Origin of the sequence: Lactobacillus johnsonii ATCC 33200, assembly GCF_000159355.1 — a bacterium.
Taxonomy (GTDB): domain Bacteria; phylum Bacillota; class Bacilli; order Lactobacillales; family Lactobacillaceae; genus Lactobacillus; species Lactobacillus johnsonii.
In genome coordinates this window covers 116,889-130,878 of record NZ_GG670121.1, presented here as the reverse complement: position 1 = coordinate 130,878, position 13,990 = coordinate 116,889, and the positions used below count along the sequence as shown (strand labels likewise).

Here is a 13,990-nt window from a genome sequence, read left to right as displayed (position 1 = left end):
TGTTATTGTTTTTTTACAATTCCGTGTTATAATGCCTAAGTGTGACTATTTGTTCATGTGGAGGAACAATTTTGGCAAAAGAAGATGTCATCGAAGTTGAGGGTAAGGTAGTCGATACCTTACCTAATGCTATGTTTAAAGTTGAATTAGAAAATGGTGCAACTATTTTAGCTCATGTGTCTGGTAAAATTAGAATGCACTACATTAGAATTTTACCTGGTGATAGAGTAACAGTTGAATTATCACCATATGATTTAACTAAGGGTAGGATTACGTATCGTTTTATTAAGTAATTACGGAGGCAAACATGAAAGTTAGACCATCTGTTAAACCAATGTGTGAACATTGCAAGATTATCAAAAGACATGGTCGTGTTATGGTGATTTGCTCTGCAAACCCTAAGCACAAACAACGTCAAGGTTAATAGTTAGATATTTTTATTAGGAGGTGCAATTTAATGGCACGTATTGCTGGTGTTGACTTACCCAGAAATAAAAGAGTTGTAGTCGCATTAACTTATATCTATGGTATTGGTGAACCAACTGCAAAAAAGATTTGTAAAGATGCTGGTATTTCTGAAGACATTCGTACTAATGACTTGACTCCAGAAGATCAAGAAAAATTACGTAGCGAAGTAGACAAGTACCGTGTTGAAGGTGATCTTCGTCGTGAAGTTAGCCTTAACATCAAGCGTTTAGTTGAAATTGGCTCATACCGTGGTATTCGTCACCGTCGTGGCTTACCAGTTCGTGGTCAAAATACCAAGAATAATGCTCGTACTCGTAAGGGTTCAAAGAGAAAATAATTTATTAAATAGGAGGTTAAGTTAATGGCTGCAAAGAAAACAGCACGTAAACGCCGTGTAAAGAAGCATGTTGAAAGCGGCGTTGCTCATATTCATTCTACGTTTAACAATACCTTGGTCATGATTACTGATGTACAAGGTAACGCAGTCGCATGGTCTTCCGCTGGTGCTTTAGGTTTTAAGGGTAGTCGTAAGTCTACACCATTTGCTGCTCAAATGGCCGCAGAAGCAGCTGCAAAGTCTGCAATGGATCAAGGCATGAAGCATGTTGAAGTTTCAGTTAAAGGCCCAGGTGCAGGTCGTGAAGCTGCTATTAGAGCACTTCAAGCTGCAGGTCTTGAAATCACTGCTATTCGCGACGTTACTCCAGTGCCGCACAACGGTTCCAGACCACCAAAACGTCGTCGTGTCTAGTTTATTCCTGCGTGCAGGACATTACGTTTTGAAAGGGGCCCAGTAATGATTGAATTTGAAAAACCAAATATTACCGTAGTAGACCAAGAGGAGGCATACGGTAAGTTTGTTGTCGAACCACTGGAACGCGGTTTCGGGACTACTTTAGGTAACTCACTCCGTCGAGTTTTACTTACTTCTATTCCAGGTACGGCACTTTCTTACATTCAGATTGATGGTGTGTTACATGAATTTTCAACAATTCCTGGCGTTAGAGAAGACGTCACGAAGATCATTCTTAATTTGAAGAAACTAGAGTTAAAGTCACTCTCAGATGAAGAAAAAATTGCTGAAATCGATGTAACTGGACCAGCAATTGTAACTGCTGCTGATTTGAAGGTCGACTCTGATATTGAGGTCTTAAATCCAGATCAATATATTTGTAGTATTGCTGATGGTGGCCATTTGCATATGAACGTTGCGATCAAGACTGGTCGTGGTTATGTTCCCGCAAGTGAAAACAAGACAGATGACATGCCTATTGGTGTCATCCCCGTTGATTCACTCTTCTCACCAATCAAAAAAGTTAACTACCAAGTTGAAAGTGCTCGTGTTGGTAAGAGAGATGACTATGACAAATTAACTTTAGAAATTTGGACTGATGGTTCAATCACACCTAATGATGCCCTTAGTTTCGCTGCGAAGATTCTTGTAGAACACTTCAAAGTATTTATGTCTACTGATATGGATGCGCAGTTTGATGATGTAATGGTAGAAAAAGAGGACGATAAGAACGAAAAGAAGCTTGAGATGACGATTGAAGAGCTTGATTTGTCTGTTCGTTCCTATAACTGCTTGAAACGTGCAGGAATTAATACTGTTCAAGAATTAACTGATAAATCTGAAGCAGATATGATGCGCGTACGTAACTTAGGACGTAAGTCATTAGAAGAAGTAAAGAATAAACTTGCCGATCTTGGTCTATCACTTCGTCAAGATGACTAAGTAGGAATAATAAGGAGGGAAAACTCATGGCATACCGTAAATTAGGTCGCGATAGTGCACACAGAAAAGCAATGCTTAGAGAAATGACTACTCAATTGATCATGAACGAACGCATTGTTACTACTGAAACCCGTGCTAAAGAAATCCGCAAAACTACCGAAAAAATGATTACTTTAGGTAAACGCGGTGATTTAAGTGCTAGAAGAAAGGCAGCTGCTTTTGTTCGTAATGAAATTGCTGATATTCATGAAGAAAAAGATGCAGTTGTTGTAAAATCAGCACTTCAAAAACTTTTCAGTGACATTGCACCTCGTTACAAAGATCGTAATGGTGGTTACACCAGAATGTACAAGTTAGCTAACCCACGTAAGGGTGACGCTGCTCCAATGGTAATCATTGAATTAGTTTAATTAGGTAAAATATAATATTATTTTATAAATCTTTCACAAAAGCGAGAATAAGCGTGATGATGGTGGCTTTTGCCTAGTCTAGCTTAGATGTTAAATCATCCCTCTTTGTGGATGATTTTTTTTTGCTCTTTTTTTATATATAATTGATATAATGACATATTATGGAAAAAGAGCAGTGAATATTTATGAAAGATAATATAGTAACGGTTAAGCATCTTTCTTTTACCTATAAAGATAGTAAAGCACCTGCTGTAAATGATATTAGTTTCTCAATTCCGAGAGGATCGTGGACTACTTTAGTAGGTCATAATGGGAGCGGAAAATCAACAATTGCCCGTTTATTGGATGGCATTTTTTTACCCAATGATAATCCTAGGACGGTAATTAACGTTGATGGTATTGAGCTGACAGAGAAAACCATGTGGAATATTAGAGACCGTGTAGGAATTGTATTCCAAAATCCTGATAATCAATTTGTTGGTGCTACCGTAGAAGATGATGTAGCTTTTGGTCTTGAGAATCGTCAAGTTTCTCGTTCTAAGATGCAGACTATTGTTCATGATGTGCTTGAGCAAGTGAATATGCTTGACTTTCAAAAAAGCGAACCTCAATATTTGTCTGGAGGTCAAAAGCAAAGAGTAGCTATTGCTGGCATTTTAGCGATTGGACCAAAATTAATAATTTTAGACGAATCAACTAGTATGTTAGATCCAGCAGGTAAAATGAAGATTCTTAGCCTTATACGAGATTTACAAAATAAAAATGGTCTGACTATCTTTTCTATTACTCATGATATTAATGAAGCGGTACAAGCAGACCAGATGTTAGTTTTAGATAAAGGAAAATTATTGGCTAGTGGCTCTCCAAGAGAGATATTTGAAAACGAGATTTTAATAAAAAGTGCTGGATTAGAGCTCCCTTTATTTTATAAGGTTAAAAATGAACTTATAAAAAAAGAAATTCATATCCCTCGAGAAGTCAATAGTGAGGAAAAGTTGGTGAAGTATTTGTGTCAATTGAATTCAAAAATGTAGATTATGTTTATGCATCTGGAACTCCATTTCAAACTCAAGGATTGATAGATATATCTTTTAAAATAGAAAAAGGATCATTTGTCGCAATTGCTGGTCATACCGGAAGTGGAAAGTCTACTCTCATGCAGCATTTTGATGGCTTATTGCTTCCAAGTAAGGGTGAAATCACTGTAGCGGGTGAGCAGATTAATGCAAATACTTCAAGCAAGTCACTAAAAGCAATTCGAAAAAAAGTAGGCTTAGTGTTTCAATTTCCTGAAAATCAACTATTTGAAGAAACTGTGCTTAAAGATGTGATGTTTGGTCCACTTAATTTTGGCTTTTCAGAACAAAAGGCAAAAGAGCAAGCAGTAGAGTGGATTAAAAAAGTAGGCCTTTCTGAAGATATGATGGATAAATCTCCTTTTGAACTTTCTGGAGGTCAAATGCGTCGCGTGGCAATTGCAGGTGTGATGGCATATGAACCAGAAATTTTATGTCTCGATGAACCTGCAGCTGGACTAGATCCTGAAGGACAGAAGCAAATGTTTGAGATATTTAAGGATTACCAACGAGCTGGCCATACAGTTATTCTAATTTCACATAATATGGACGATATTAGTGAATATGCAGATGATATGTTAGTCCTTGAGCATGGTCATTTAATAAAACATGCTTGCCCACAAGAGATTTTTTCTGATCAGGAGTGGGTAAAAAAACATTATCTCGATGAACCAGCAACTAGTAGACTAACCCGGGAGCTACAAAAAGGTGGTTTTCAATTTTCAGAGATGCCACTAACTATTGAGTCGTTAGTAAGTAAAGTTGCAAATGAGCTAAAGAAGAAAGGAGCTAATTAACTGTTAACCAAAATATAGAAATCTATAGAAGATTAGGCTTATTTAGAAAGCTAAACATGGAAAATAAGCTTTAATTCAATACTTACTTGTTTTGCTTTCCTTCCTTAGATAAACTTATGTTTGTATTTTAGGAGGTGAAGCAATGATTAAAACTCAAGTAGTTAAGCTAAAAGTTAATAAGACCATGCAAAAGCATCTTGATGCTTTATGCGACTATCGCCGATACTGCTGGAATAAAGGACTTGAAACTTGGCAATTAATGTATGAAGCCCATAGCTTGAACAAGCAAGATAATCTAAGTCCCAATGAACGCAGAGTCCGTGATGAACTAGTTGCTAATAAAGCTGACTGGCAATATGATTTGTCTGCTAGATGTTTGCAACTAGCTGTTAAAGACTTGGCGAATGCTTGGAAGAACTTCTTTGATAAAGCTCAGCCTGATTGGGGAACACCTAGTTTTAAATCAAAAAAGGCTCCCAGACAAGGCTTTAAAACTGACAGAGCTAAGATTGTTAATGGCAAGCTTTGCCTTGATAAACCAAGAAGCATCTCAAAAGAGTCTTGGTTTGATCTAGTAAGTTATGAGTCTTTAAAGATGAGTGAAGTCAAAGTAGTAAGTATCTTCAAAGAAAAAGGGAGCTATTATGCTGCTTTGCCTTATGAAGAAGAGATTTCAAGTAAAGCTAAAACTCATCAAGAGACAGCAGTTGATGTTAATGTTGGTCATTTTAACTATACCGAGGGGCAAATCAATGTTTTGCCAGCTAAATTGCAAAAGCTTTATAAGCGTATCAAACATTATCAAAGAGTCTTAGCACGTAAAAGAGAAGTTAACGGTAAGTTAGCTATTAAATCAAATAATTATTTTGCAGTGAGAACCAAACTGCAAAAAGATTATCGCAAAGTAGCCAACATTCAAAACGATCTGTTACAAAAATTTACTACTAAGCTCGTGGATAATTACGACCAAATTGTAGTTGAAGACTTAGCAGTCAAAGAAATGATGATGACACATGTAGCTTCCAAAGGTATGCAGCGATCATTATTTAGTAAATTCAGGCAGATCTTAACTTACAAGTGTGATTGGTATGGCAAAGAATTGATCTTGGCTGATAAAAGATACCCATCAACTCAAAGATGTGCTAAATGCGGTTATGTCAAAAAAGGTGATGAAAAAATCACTTTGCAAGGCAATAAAAAGCATGGTACAAAGCATAATGAGTATATTTGTTATCAGTGCGGCTATAGTAATGATCGAGATGAAAATGCGGTTTTAAACCTTTTAGCTTTAGCAAAATAAAGAAAATTAAATGGGGCTGGCTAGGCCCTTAAACTGTAAGAGCTGGTCAATGTGATTACTCCTATTTGGAATATCAGAACACTAGTGAAGACGACAGTAAATGAAACAAAGAAAGGAAAAATATATCTTTCTGATATGTAGAAAATTCGTATTCTTCTACATATTTCTATGTTTTGTATAGCAGACATGGATGAGTAAAATTATTATTGGACGTTATATTCCTGGTAATTCTATTGTTTATAAAATGGACCCTCGAGGAAAGATAATTGCCACATTTTTATTTATTGTTATTATCTTTCTTGCTAATAATTGGTTGTCCTACTTCTTTTTATCGATATTTACTTTACTTGCTGTTTGGGCAACAAAATTAAAGCCTAAAGTATTTTGGGATGGAGTAAAGCCATTAATTTGGTTAATTCTATTTACTTCAGTTTTGCAATTATTTTTTACTACAGGTGGAAAAGTTTATTGGCACTGGGGAGTTTTCAACATTAGTGAATATGGTATTCAGAATTCTATTTTTATCTTTATTCGTTTTGTAATGATTATTCTGACTTCGACAGTTCTTACGCTGACGACCACATCATTAGAAATTGCAGATGGAATGGAATGGATCTTAAAACCTCTTGGCTACCTAAAAGTTCCAGTAGCTCAAATTGCTCTTGTAATGTCTATTGCTCTTCGTTTTGTGCCGACTTTATTAGACCAAGCAGTACGAATTATGAATGCTCAGAGAGCACGTGGAGCCGATTTTAATAGTGGAGGCTTAATTAAGAGAATTCATTCGATTATCCCAATTTTAATTCCCTTATTTATTAGTTCCTTAACTGTTGCAATTGATTTGGCTACGGCTATGGAAGCAAGAGGTTATCGAGAAGGGGCAAAAAGAACCCGCTATCGCGTTTTAAAGTGGTCAAAGTATGATTGGATTAACTTAGGCTATTTCGCGCTATTGACGCTAATTTTATTACTTACAAGGACGTATTAATTAATGACTACAAGATATAAATTAACCATGGCCTATGATGGTCATCTTTTTCATGGGTTTCAAATTCAACCGAATGAACGAACTGTCCAAGGGGTGATTGAAGAAGCATTAAAAAAGATGACTAAAGGAAAAAGAGTGGTAGTGCACGGATCTGGAAGAACTGATGCTGGTGTTCATGCTAAAGGACAAGTTATTCACTTTGACTATCCGGGAAAAGAAATCCCAGCTAAAAATATGATGCTTGCCTTAAATGCCCTCATGCCGATTGACACAGTTTTTTTTGAAAGTGAAATTGTTGATGAAGATTTTCATGTTCAATATTCAACTAAAGGAAAATGGTATCGATATGTAGTGGATCAACATCGTTTTACAGACCCTTTTAATCGTTTTTATACAGGCCACTATCCATATCCTTTAGATATTTCATTAATGCAGCAGGCAGCTAGAGATTTGATTGGTGAACACGATTTTACTAGTTTTGCTGCTAGCGGTGGACAAATTGTGGATAAGGTGCGAACAATTTACTATGTGAATATTACGCCAGACCCGGATAAAAAGCAGATCATTTTTGATTTTATTGGAAATGGCTTTTTATATAACATGGTAAGAATTCTAGTTGGAACTCTATTAGAAATAGGCAATCAAAAAAGACCTGTTGATGATATACCAAGAGTTTTAAAGACAAAAGACCGACAAGAAGTTCGAACTACTGCACCAGCCAGTGGATTATATTTACAACATGTTTTTTATGAAAATATTCCTAAAAAATATCGTTTGGACCTTAAAAAGGATTGACTTTTCAGGCAAAACGACGTAAATTAGTATACGTATGTTTGTCCACGATAGGCCCCGGAAACTTATTGTTTGTCAAACAGAAGAAAAACGGAGGAATTTAAAGTGCGTACTACCCCATTAGCTAAAACTAGTGATATTAAACGTAAGTGGTATGTTATCGATGCGACTGATGTTTCACTTGGTCGTTTATCAACTGCTGTAGCATCAATTTTAAGAGGTAAGAATAAGCCTCAATATACACCAAATGTTGATACTGGTGATTATGTTATTGTTGTTAACGCAGCTAAATTGAAGTTGACTGGTAAAAAAGCAACTGATAAGATCTACTACCGCCACTCAGATTACCGTGGTGGCTTAAGAGCTACTCCTGCCGGTGAATTATTAGCTAAGAACCCAGTAAGATTAGTTGAATTATCTGTAAAAGGCATGTTGCCAAAGAATACTCTTGGTCACCAAGAATTCATGAAGATGCATGTTTACGCTGGTGAAGACCACGAACACGCAGCACAAAAGCCTGAAAAGTTAGACATCAACGAATTAATCTAGGAGGTTTTAAATAATGGCACAACAAGCAGCTTACGCTGGAACTGGTCGTCGTAAAGATTCTGTTGCCCGCGTACGTTTAGTACCAGGTAACGGTCAAATTACCATTAACAAAGAAGACGTAACTAAGTACATTCCATACCCTAACTTGGTTCAAGATATGAAGCAACCATTAGCATTAACTGAAACTGAAGGTCAATACGACATTTTAGTTAACGTTAACGGTGGTGGTTTCTCAGGACAAGCTGGTGCAATTCGTTTAGGTATTGCACGTGCACTTCTTGAAGTTGACCCAGATTTCCGTGGTCCTCTTAAGAAGGCTGGCATGTTAACTCGTGACCCAAGAATGAAGGAAAGAAAGAAGCCAGGTTTGAAGAAAGCCCGCAAAGCTTCACAATTCTCAAAGCGTTAATATTTTATATTACGTTTTGTGCAAAAGACATCTCGAAAGGGATGTCTTTTTTACTATATGCTTAAAATTCAATAACTTATAATAAATAGCCCAATAACTAAAACTATATATTTAAACTAACATTAAGAATTTCTAAAGGTTTTGAACTATAATAATATAGAAAGTTAATCTTAAGAAAGGTTCTATGTTATTTATATGAAATACTTAATTACAGGCGCAACAGGCAATTTAGGAGAAAAAGTTACTCGTTGGCTGAGGACAATGACTCCGGAAACGAATATCCGAGTTGGAATCCATAACTTAAAAAAGACTAATAAATTTAGTGATCTTGCGGTAGAAAAAGTAAAATTAAACTATTTTGATATCAACACCCTTAAAGAAGCAGTTGCTGGCATGGATCTGGTAATTTATATCCCCAGCATTACTTATAACTTGCAGAAAATAATTACAGAATTTGAAAATGTCTTACAAGTTGTAAAAGAAGCTAAATCTAAATTGATTTTTGTAAGTTTTTTTGCAGATCAAGAAAATAATCCATTTGTAATGTCTCCATTTTATGCATATGTACCAAGAAGACTTGCTAGCTCAGGAATTGAATACAGTATTATAAAAAATAGTTTGTATGCGGATCCACTGGTCCCATATCTAGAAGAACTAATTAAACGAAAAAATATTATTTATCCAGTTGGGGCCGAACCATTATCCTTTATTACAAGAAATGATAGTGCTCATGCAATTGCTTGTTTAGCCATGCAACCAGTAATGCGAGATCAAGGGCAAACTTATCTGTTAAGTATGGATAAAAATTATAATATGGTTGAATTATCATATATTATGTCTCGAATCACTGACCATAAAATTGGCTATGCACCTGTAACAACTGATGAATTTGCAAAGATTTATGCTGCTGAAGGCGATGGAAAAGAACTTGCATCAATGTATGCTGGAGGAGCTAAGGGACTTCTTAGTGCAACATCTGATGACTTTCATCGCTTAACTGGTAGAGAACCAGAAGAAATGGAGCATTTTTTAAGAAATGGCTATCAAATCGCACGTTTATAAAATAAATTAGTTTAATCTAAAATAAAAGATATTACATTAAGTATAATAAGTGCTTAGAGAAAAATTAATTGTAATTAAGTGTAGTGCAGTGCTGAGACAAGACCGTAAGCTTGATATTAACTACACAAGCTTTTAATTTAAGTGATAGATTAAAAGCTATTTGCTTATTTTAGCTGTTATATACGAAAAAAGAGATCAGATATAAAATCTGGTCTCTTTTTCGATGTGGTTAACTAGAGGCTTTGATTAATATTTTTGGCTAGATAATCATAAAGCATTGCTTTTTCTAATTCTTTGGTGTCATAACCTAAGGTTTGAGCAATTGTATAAGCGTATGCCCAGGCTGTAGCTGGTCCACGACTGGTGATGATTTTGTGTTCTTTATCCACAACTGTAATATCAGTGCTAAAGTGGCCGTTTGGACATTCTTTTTCAATTTCTTTTTCAAAGCCAGGATAGCAGGTGTAGTTAGCTCCTTCTAGCAAGCCGTAGTGACCTAAAGCAATCGGAGCGGCACACATTGCTGCATCCCATTTGCCTTCTTTATTTCTTTGAATCATAAGCTTAGCTAGTTTTTCATTGTTTCTAAGGTTTAAAGCTCCAGTTCTTCCACCTGGAAAAGCTACTAAGTCATACTCTAAAAGTGAATCATCCACAACTTTATCACAGGTTAGTAAGATACGATGGTCTCCGTTAATTTCTTTTTTATCAAGACCGACCATGTCACAATCAATATCTAAACGACGTAGTACATCAACGACACTAAGTCCTTCAACTTCTTCACAGCCATCTGCGAAGACAACAGCAACTTTTGTCATAAAAAAGTCCTCCTTTTTATTAAGTACTATACAACTTTTATTTTAACCCATTAAAATAGTATTTTTTAATTTAAAGATTAAAAAAATAAACATACAATTGCGTATATAACTATAGATAAAACTAAGATATGTTGTACTAAGAATTTTGTGAAACACTAAATATAGGGTTGCTTTTAAAAATACTTGAATTAACGCAATATTCTGTTAACATTGAGATAATTGAAAGAAAATTTGTGAAACAATTTAAGAAAAGAGGGTAAAAATGGCTACTGAAGTTTATTTAGTAAGACATGGGGAAACAATGTTTAATCAGTTGAATAAAGTTCAAGGCTGGGCTGATTCTCCACTAACTGTAAAAGGAATTAATGACTTAAAAATAACAGCATCTAATTTATCTCAGGTTCATTTTGATAAAATGTATAGTTCTGACTTAAAACGAGCCATTGATACAGTTCACTTAATTGCTGATACAAATGAAGTTTCTGAGATTGGTAAAATAAAAAAACTTCCAGCTTTTCGTGAAGTATTCTTTGGTACTTTTGAAGGTGACGATATTGACGAAACTTGGGAAAAAGTTGCTGTAGCTGGAGGGATGAAACCAACAAATGATGTGGTAAAAATCATTCAAACCCTAGGAATCCATGATTTTCGTGAAGCAACTAAGAAAGCTGATCCACGTCATTTAGCAGAAGATGCAGAAGCCCTCAATAATCGAATGGACCAAGCTGTTAGCCAACTAGCTGAAGAAACAAAAGGGCTAGGACGAGTTTTAATTGTGTCTCACGGAGACTTTATTAAGACTTTGGGAATTAAATACTGGGATCAAACTACACATGATCACGATATTCCCTTTCCAGATAATGGCAGTGTGACACGTGGAATAATTGATGATAATGGAAAATTTAAAATAATTAATTATGGTGTAAAAAACACTGACATTCCAAATTTATAAGATGCAGCTATCAAGTTGCATCTTTTTTAGTATAAGTTTGTGGGATGTTCTTTGGCAGTATGTTCTACATGTTCAATCATGGCATCAATCATTGATAAAACGTCAGGGTCATTTAAAAAATAAAAGACATGAGTTCCATGTTTATGATGTTTAACCAAATTGTATTTTTCTAAAATACCTAATTGTTTTGATACAACCGGCTGCGCAAGGTCGAGAGTAGTGGCAATTGTTGAGACGTCGACTTCTTTTGAAGCATTCCGTAAAAAAAATAAAATTGAAATTCGTCTACCATTGCTTAAAACTTTATAGATTTTGGCTGCTTCACTGACTAAATTTGTATCTGTTTGTGTCATAATTTAGCACCTCTTATTGACAATATATCGAAAATGGAATATTATTACTTTCTGTAATAAGTATACCAAATTCGATATATTTATGGAGAAAAAATATGAAGAATAAATCATCACTACGTTATTTTTGGGTAACTTTATTAAATATTATTATTACAATTGCGGAATTTATCGGTGGAGCAGTTTCAGGCTCACTTGCTCTGCTTTCGGATGCCGTACATAATTTAAGCGATGTTGGATCAATTATTTTAGCCTTTGTTGCTAATTTAATTGCTAAGAGAAAGCGAAATAATAGCAAGACTTTTGGCTATGATCGAGCGGAAATACTAGCAGCTTTTACTAATGGGATAATTTTAATAGTAATCAGTATTTATTTATTTATCGAAGGAATTCAACGCTTTAGTCATCCAGAACCGATTAAAGGAAAAATCATGTTAATTGTTTCTTTAATTGGCTTAGCTGCTAACCTAATTTCTATGCTAGTAGTTATGAAGGAAGCTAAGACGAGTCTTAATGCAAAAGCTACATTTTTAAATATGCTTTCAGATGCAATAACTAGTGTAGCAGTTGTAATTGGAGCGATTGTGATTTCAATTTGGAAAATTTACTGGGTCGATCCATTCTTAACGATAGCAGCTTCTGTCTTTTTACTTAAAGAAGCTTATGAAGTTACTATTAAAGCAGCTAATATTTTAATGGAAACGAATCCTAGCATTGATTTAAATAAGATAAATGAATTAGTTTTATCTTGTCCACATGTGAATAACATTCACCATGTGCATGTTTGGCAATATTCAGATAATGTGACGATGTTAGATGCACATATTAATGTGGATAAAAATTTAGATGCTGTGCAATTAGAAAAGATATACACAGAAATTGCAAAAAAATTAAAGCCGCTTGGAATTAACCATGTGACACTTCAAGCAGAATGCACACGTGGAATTAGTGATAAAATGATTTTTGATGATAAAGAAGATTAGTTAATCTGGTTTTGCTGCTATTTGGTAAAATAGGGGCAAAGCCTTTTATTTTAAGGAGAAAAAATGAAATTCGATACTAATGATCTAAAAGAAAATCTAAAAAATTATCAAAAGAAAGCTACAGACCAATTTAAAGATTTTGCTGAAAATGATTGGCCCGATATCAAAGACCACTTAACTGAAAAAGGACAACAAGCTGGGGATTTTTTGAAACAAAACGGTGGCAAAGCTTATCAGAATTCGGTTAAAGCTTTTAAGAAAGCAGTTCGAAACTTAGACCAAAAAGTAAATGGCACAAGCATACACAAGGATGATAAATAAAATGAAGGTAAATATTTGGGTTGCAGTCATAGTTTTATTAATTGGATTATGGGATTTATACACTGCCTACAATCGTTATCAAAAACATAAAGTAGCAACGAAAGAAATTCAAAGTGATTCTATTAATGGAACAAAAAAATTGCTTACTGGTATTCCATCTGATAGTAAAGCTGATATCATTTCCTTTACAATATTAGGAGTCGTTTTTACCATTACCGGAATTGTTTTGTTTTTTATGATTTAAATGAAGTAGGTGAGAAGAAAGTTGGCCAAATTAGTTTTAGTTAGGCATGGTGAAAGTATAGCTAATCGTGACAATGTTTATACGGGCTGGAATGATGTGCCTTTAAGTAAAAAGGGGATTGAACAGGCAAAAAATGCAGGTCTTAAGGTGGAAAAAATAGCCAGATTTGTGCCAACGCATATTCATACTTCTGTCTTATCGCGTGCAATTATGACAGCTAATATTATTGCGGATGTTTGCAGCTTTTTATATTTACCTATTACTAAGACTTGGCGTTTAAATGAGCGTCACTATGGAGCACTTCGCGGTATTAATAAGGATGTTTCAAAGAAAATTTTTGGTACTAAGCAAGTCTTAGAATGGAGACGTGGTTTTGACAGTGTGCCCCCTTTATTAACGCAGCCCGTGCAAGATCGTAGATATCAAAAGTATGATATGCGTCTAATGCCCCAAGGAGAAAGTCTACATCAAACGCAGGAGAGATTAATGCCTTATTTTTGGGATCATATTGCACCTGAATTAATGGCAGGTCATGATCAATTGGTTGTAGCCCATGGCTCAAGTTTACGTGCCTTGATTAAAAAAATTGAAGATATCAGTAATGAGGATATTGTAAAAGTAGAGGTGCCCAATGCAGAGCCAATTGTTTATACTTTTGATACTAATTTGCATATTATAAAGAAAGAAATTCTACATTGATTGAGTAGCCGACTAGTCTACTCTTTTTTTAATAGTT

21 protein-coding genes are annotated in these 13,990 nt (G+C 35.0%); 19 read left to right on the top strand and 2 right to left on the bottom strand.

Annotation, left to right across the window (positions count from 1 at the left end):
* Positions 1 to 71: 71 nt before the first annotated feature.
* The 14 genes from infA to HMPREF0528_RS05675 all read left to right on the top strand — a co-directional run bounded on the left by infA (position 72) and on the right by HMPREF0528_RS05675 (position 9,586).
* A complete protein-coding gene (infA, locus tag HMPREF0528_RS05735; RefSeq protein ID WP_003647816.1) occupies positions 72 to 293 on the top strand; it encodes a translation initiation factor IF-1 in 222 nt (73 codons plus the stop codon).
* A gap of 14 nt (positions 294 to 307) precedes the next feature.
* The gene (gene rpmJ / locus HMPREF0528_RS09085; RefSeq protein ID WP_003647815.1) at positions 308 to 424 is read left to right on the top strand and encodes a 50S ribosomal protein L36; all 117 of its coding nucleotides are present in this window, start codon (positions 308 to 310) and stop codon (positions 422 to 424) included.
* Positions 425 to 457: 33 nt separating this feature from the next.
* Positions 458 to 805 (top strand): 30S ribosomal protein S13, encoded by a 348-nt coding sequence (gene rpsM, locus HMPREF0528_RS05730; protein WP_003647814.1) that lies wholly within the window; start codon positions 458 to 460, stop codon positions 803 to 805.
* A 24-nt stretch (positions 806 to 829) separates the two neighbouring features.
* Positions 830 to 1,219 carry a 30S ribosomal protein S11 gene (rpsK, locus tag HMPREF0528_RS05725; RefSeq protein ID WP_003647813.1) on the top strand — a complete coding sequence of 130 codons (390 nt, stop codon included), beginning with the start codon at positions 830 to 832 and terminating at the stop codon, positions 1,217 to 1,219.
* Positions 1,220 to 1,264: 45 nt separating this feature from the next.
* A complete protein-coding gene (locus HMPREF0528_RS05720) occupies positions 1,265 to 2,203 on the top strand; it encodes a DNA-directed RNA polymerase subunit alpha (RefSeq protein ID WP_004895837.1) in 939 nt (312 codons plus the stop codon).
* Between the two features lie 26 nt (positions 2,204 to 2,229).
* Positions 2,230 to 2,613: a 50S ribosomal protein L17 gene (rplQ, locus tag HMPREF0528_RS05715; RefSeq protein WP_003649454.1), complete on the top strand. Its 384-nt coding sequence runs from the start codon at positions 2,230 to 2,232 to the stop codon at positions 2,611 to 2,613.
* A 185-nt stretch (positions 2,614 to 2,798) separates the two neighbouring features.
* Positions 2,799 to 3,647: an energy-coupling factor transporter ATPase gene (locus HMPREF0528_RS05710; RefSeq protein ID WP_004895835.1), complete on the top strand. Its 849-nt coding sequence runs from the start codon at positions 2,799 to 2,801 to the stop codon at positions 3,645 to 3,647.
* Positions 3,623 to 4,486, top strand: coding sequence for an energy-coupling factor transporter ATPase (locus HMPREF0528_RS05705; protein WP_004895833.1), 864 nt, complete (start codon positions 3,623 to 3,625; stop codon positions 4,484 to 4,486). Before HMPREF0528_RS05710 ends, HMPREF0528_RS05705 begins: the two co-directional genes overlap by 25 nt.
* 142 nt (positions 4,487 to 4,628) lie before the next feature.
* On the top strand, positions 4,629 to 5,786 hold the full coding sequence (locus tag HMPREF0528_RS05700; protein WP_004895831.1) for an RNA-guided endonuclease InsQ/TnpB family protein: 1,158 nt from the start codon (positions 4,629 to 4,631) through the stop codon (positions 5,784 to 5,786).
* A gap of 190 nt (positions 5,787 to 5,976) precedes the next feature.
* Positions 5,977 to 6,774, top strand: a complete 798-nt coding sequence (locus HMPREF0528_RS05695; protein ID WP_004895828.1) for an energy-coupling factor transporter transmembrane component T family protein — start codon at positions 5,977 to 5,979, stop codon at positions 6,772 to 6,774.
* Positions 6,775 to 6,777: 3 nt separating this feature from the next.
* Positions 6,778 to 7,569 carry a tRNA pseudouridine(38-40) synthase TruA gene (truA, locus tag HMPREF0528_RS05690; protein ID WP_004895826.1) on the top strand — a complete coding sequence of 264 codons (792 nt, stop codon included), beginning with the start codon at positions 6,778 to 6,780 and terminating at the stop codon, positions 7,567 to 7,569.
* A gap of 102 nt (positions 7,570 to 7,671) precedes the next feature.
* Positions 7,672 to 8,115, top strand: a complete 444-nt coding sequence (gene rplM, locus HMPREF0528_RS05685; RefSeq protein WP_011161528.1) for a 50S ribosomal protein L13 — start codon at positions 7,672 to 7,674, stop codon at positions 8,113 to 8,115.
* Between the two features lie 13 nt (positions 8,116 to 8,128).
* Positions 8,129 to 8,524: a 30S ribosomal protein S9 gene (gene rpsI, locus HMPREF0528_RS05680; RefSeq protein WP_004895822.1), complete on the top strand. Its 396-nt coding sequence runs from the start codon at positions 8,129 to 8,131 to the stop codon at positions 8,522 to 8,524.
* 195 nt (positions 8,525 to 8,719) lie between these two features.
* Positions 8,720 to 9,586: an NmrA family NAD(P)-binding protein gene (locus HMPREF0528_RS05675; RefSeq protein WP_004895819.1), complete on the top strand. Its 867-nt coding sequence runs from the start codon at positions 8,720 to 8,722 to the stop codon at positions 9,584 to 9,586.
* A 233-nt stretch (positions 9,587 to 9,819) separates the two neighbouring features.
* On the opposite strand, the gene HMPREF0528_RS05670 is transcribed toward HMPREF0528_RS05675, so the two are convergent.
* The gene (locus tag HMPREF0528_RS05670; RefSeq protein WP_004895818.1) at positions 9,820 to 10,404 is read right to left on the bottom strand and encodes a DJ-1 family glyoxalase III; all 585 of its coding nucleotides are present in this window, start codon (positions 10,402 to 10,404) and stop codon (positions 9,820 to 9,822) included.
* 262 nt (positions 10,405 to 10,666) lie between these two features.
* Here HMPREF0528_RS05670 and HMPREF0528_RS05665 point away from each other — a divergent pair, with 262 nt between their 5' ends.
* Positions 10,667 to 11,356 (top strand): histidine phosphatase family protein, encoded by a 690-nt coding sequence (locus HMPREF0528_RS05665; RefSeq protein ID WP_004895816.1) that lies wholly within the window; start codon positions 10,667 to 10,669, stop codon positions 11,354 to 11,356.
* Between the two features lie 26 nt (positions 11,357 to 11,382).
* Here HMPREF0528_RS05665 and HMPREF0528_RS05660 read toward each other — a convergent pair whose 3' ends face one another.
* Positions 11,383 to 11,709, bottom strand: coding sequence for an ArsR/SmtB family transcription factor (locus tag HMPREF0528_RS05660; protein ID WP_004895814.1), 327 nt, complete (start codon positions 11,707 to 11,709; stop codon positions 11,383 to 11,385).
* 95 nt (positions 11,710 to 11,804) lie between these two features.
* On the opposite strand from HMPREF0528_RS05660, the gene HMPREF0528_RS05655 reads away from it, so the two are divergent.
* The 4 genes from HMPREF0528_RS05655 to HMPREF0528_RS05640 all read left to right on the top strand — a co-directional run bounded on the left by HMPREF0528_RS05655 (position 11,805) and on the right by HMPREF0528_RS05640 (position 13,953).
* A complete protein-coding gene (locus tag HMPREF0528_RS05655; RefSeq protein WP_004895812.1) occupies positions 11,805 to 12,689 on the top strand; it encodes a cation diffusion facilitator family transporter in 885 nt (294 codons plus the stop codon).
* Between the two features lie 63 nt (positions 12,690 to 12,752).
* Positions 12,753 to 13,010 (top strand): hypothetical protein, encoded by a 258-nt coding sequence (locus HMPREF0528_RS05650; protein WP_004895810.1) that lies wholly within the window; start codon positions 12,753 to 12,755, stop codon positions 13,008 to 13,010.
* Position 13,011: 1 nt separating this feature from the next.
* Entirely contained in the window at positions 13,012 to 13,254 is a 243-nt protein-coding gene (locus HMPREF0528_RS05645) for a hypothetical protein (RefSeq protein WP_012845665.1), read from the top strand.
* A 21-nt stretch (positions 13,255 to 13,275) separates the two neighbouring features.
* Positions 13,276 to 13,953 (top strand): 2,3-bisphosphoglycerate-dependent phosphoglycerate mutase, encoded by a 678-nt coding sequence (locus tag HMPREF0528_RS05640; RefSeq protein ID WP_034525268.1) that lies wholly within the window; start codon positions 13,276 to 13,278, stop codon positions 13,951 to 13,953.
* The last annotated feature ends 37 nt before the right edge of the window (positions 13,954 to 13,990 follow it).

What these genes read in the sequence shown, in the direction of transcription:
- rplQ (WP_003649454.1), top strand. Translation starts at nt 2,230, where the DNA reads ATGGCATACCGTAAATTAGGTCGCGATAGTGCACACAGAAAAGCAATG.
- HMPREF0528_RS05670 (WP_004895818.1), bottom strand. Translation starts at nt 10,404, where the DNA reads ATGACAAAAGTTGCTGTTGTCTTCGCAGATGGCTGTGAAGAAGTTGAA.
- HMPREF0528_RS05665 (WP_004895816.1), top strand. Translation starts at nt 10,667, where the DNA reads ATGGCTACTGAAGTTTATTTAGTAAGACATGGGGAAACAATGTTTAAT.
- HMPREF0528_RS05720 (WP_004895837.1), top strand. Translation starts at nt 1,265, where the DNA reads ATGATTGAATTTGAAAAACCAAATATTACCGTAGTAGACCAAGAGGAG.
- rpsM (WP_003647814.1), top strand. Translation starts at nt 458, where the DNA reads ATGGCACGTATTGCTGGTGTTGACTTACCCAGAAATAAAAGAGTTGTA.
- rpmJ (WP_003647815.1), top strand. Translation starts at nt 308, where the DNA reads ATGAAAGTTAGACCATCTGTTAAACCAATGTGTGAACATTGCAAGATT.
- HMPREF0528_RS05700 (WP_004895831.1), top strand. Translation starts at nt 4,629, where the DNA reads ATGATTAAAACTCAAGTAGTTAAGCTAAAAGTTAATAAGACCATGCAA.
- rpsK (WP_003647813.1), top strand. Translation starts at nt 830, where the DNA reads ATGGCTGCAAAGAAAACAGCACGTAAACGCCGTGTAAAGAAGCATGTT.
- rpsI (WP_004895822.1), top strand. Translation starts at nt 8,129, where the DNA reads ATGGCACAACAAGCAGCTTACGCTGGAACTGGTCGTCGTAAAGATTCT.
- HMPREF0528_RS05645 (WP_012845665.1), top strand. Translation starts at nt 13,012, where the DNA reads ATGAAGGTAAATATTTGGGTTGCAGTCATAGTTTTATTAATTGGATTA.
- truA (WP_004895826.1), top strand. Translation starts at nt 6,778, where the DNA reads ATGACTACAAGATATAAATTAACCATGGCCTATGATGGTCATCTTTTT.
- HMPREF0528_RS05650 (WP_004895810.1), top strand. Translation starts at nt 12,753, where the DNA reads ATGAAATTCGATACTAATGATCTAAAAGAAAATCTAAAAAATTATCAA.
- HMPREF0528_RS05675 (WP_004895819.1), top strand. Translation starts at nt 8,720, where the DNA reads ATGAAATACTTAATTACAGGCGCAACAGGCAATTTAGGAGAAAAAGTT.
- HMPREF0528_RS05660 (WP_004895814.1), bottom strand. Translation starts at nt 11,709, where the DNA reads ATGACACAAACAGATACAAATTTAGTCAGTGAAGCAGCCAAAATCTAT.
- HMPREF0528_RS05695 (WP_004895828.1), top strand. Translation starts at nt 5,977, where the DNA reads ATGAGTAAAATTATTATTGGACGTTATATTCCTGGTAATTCTATTGTT.
- HMPREF0528_RS05710 (WP_004895835.1), top strand. Translation starts at nt 2,799, where the DNA reads ATGAAAGATAATATAGTAACGGTTAAGCATCTTTCTTTTACCTATAAA.
- HMPREF0528_RS05655 (WP_004895812.1), top strand. Translation starts at nt 11,805, where the DNA reads ATGAAGAATAAATCATCACTACGTTATTTTTGGGTAACTTTATTAAAT.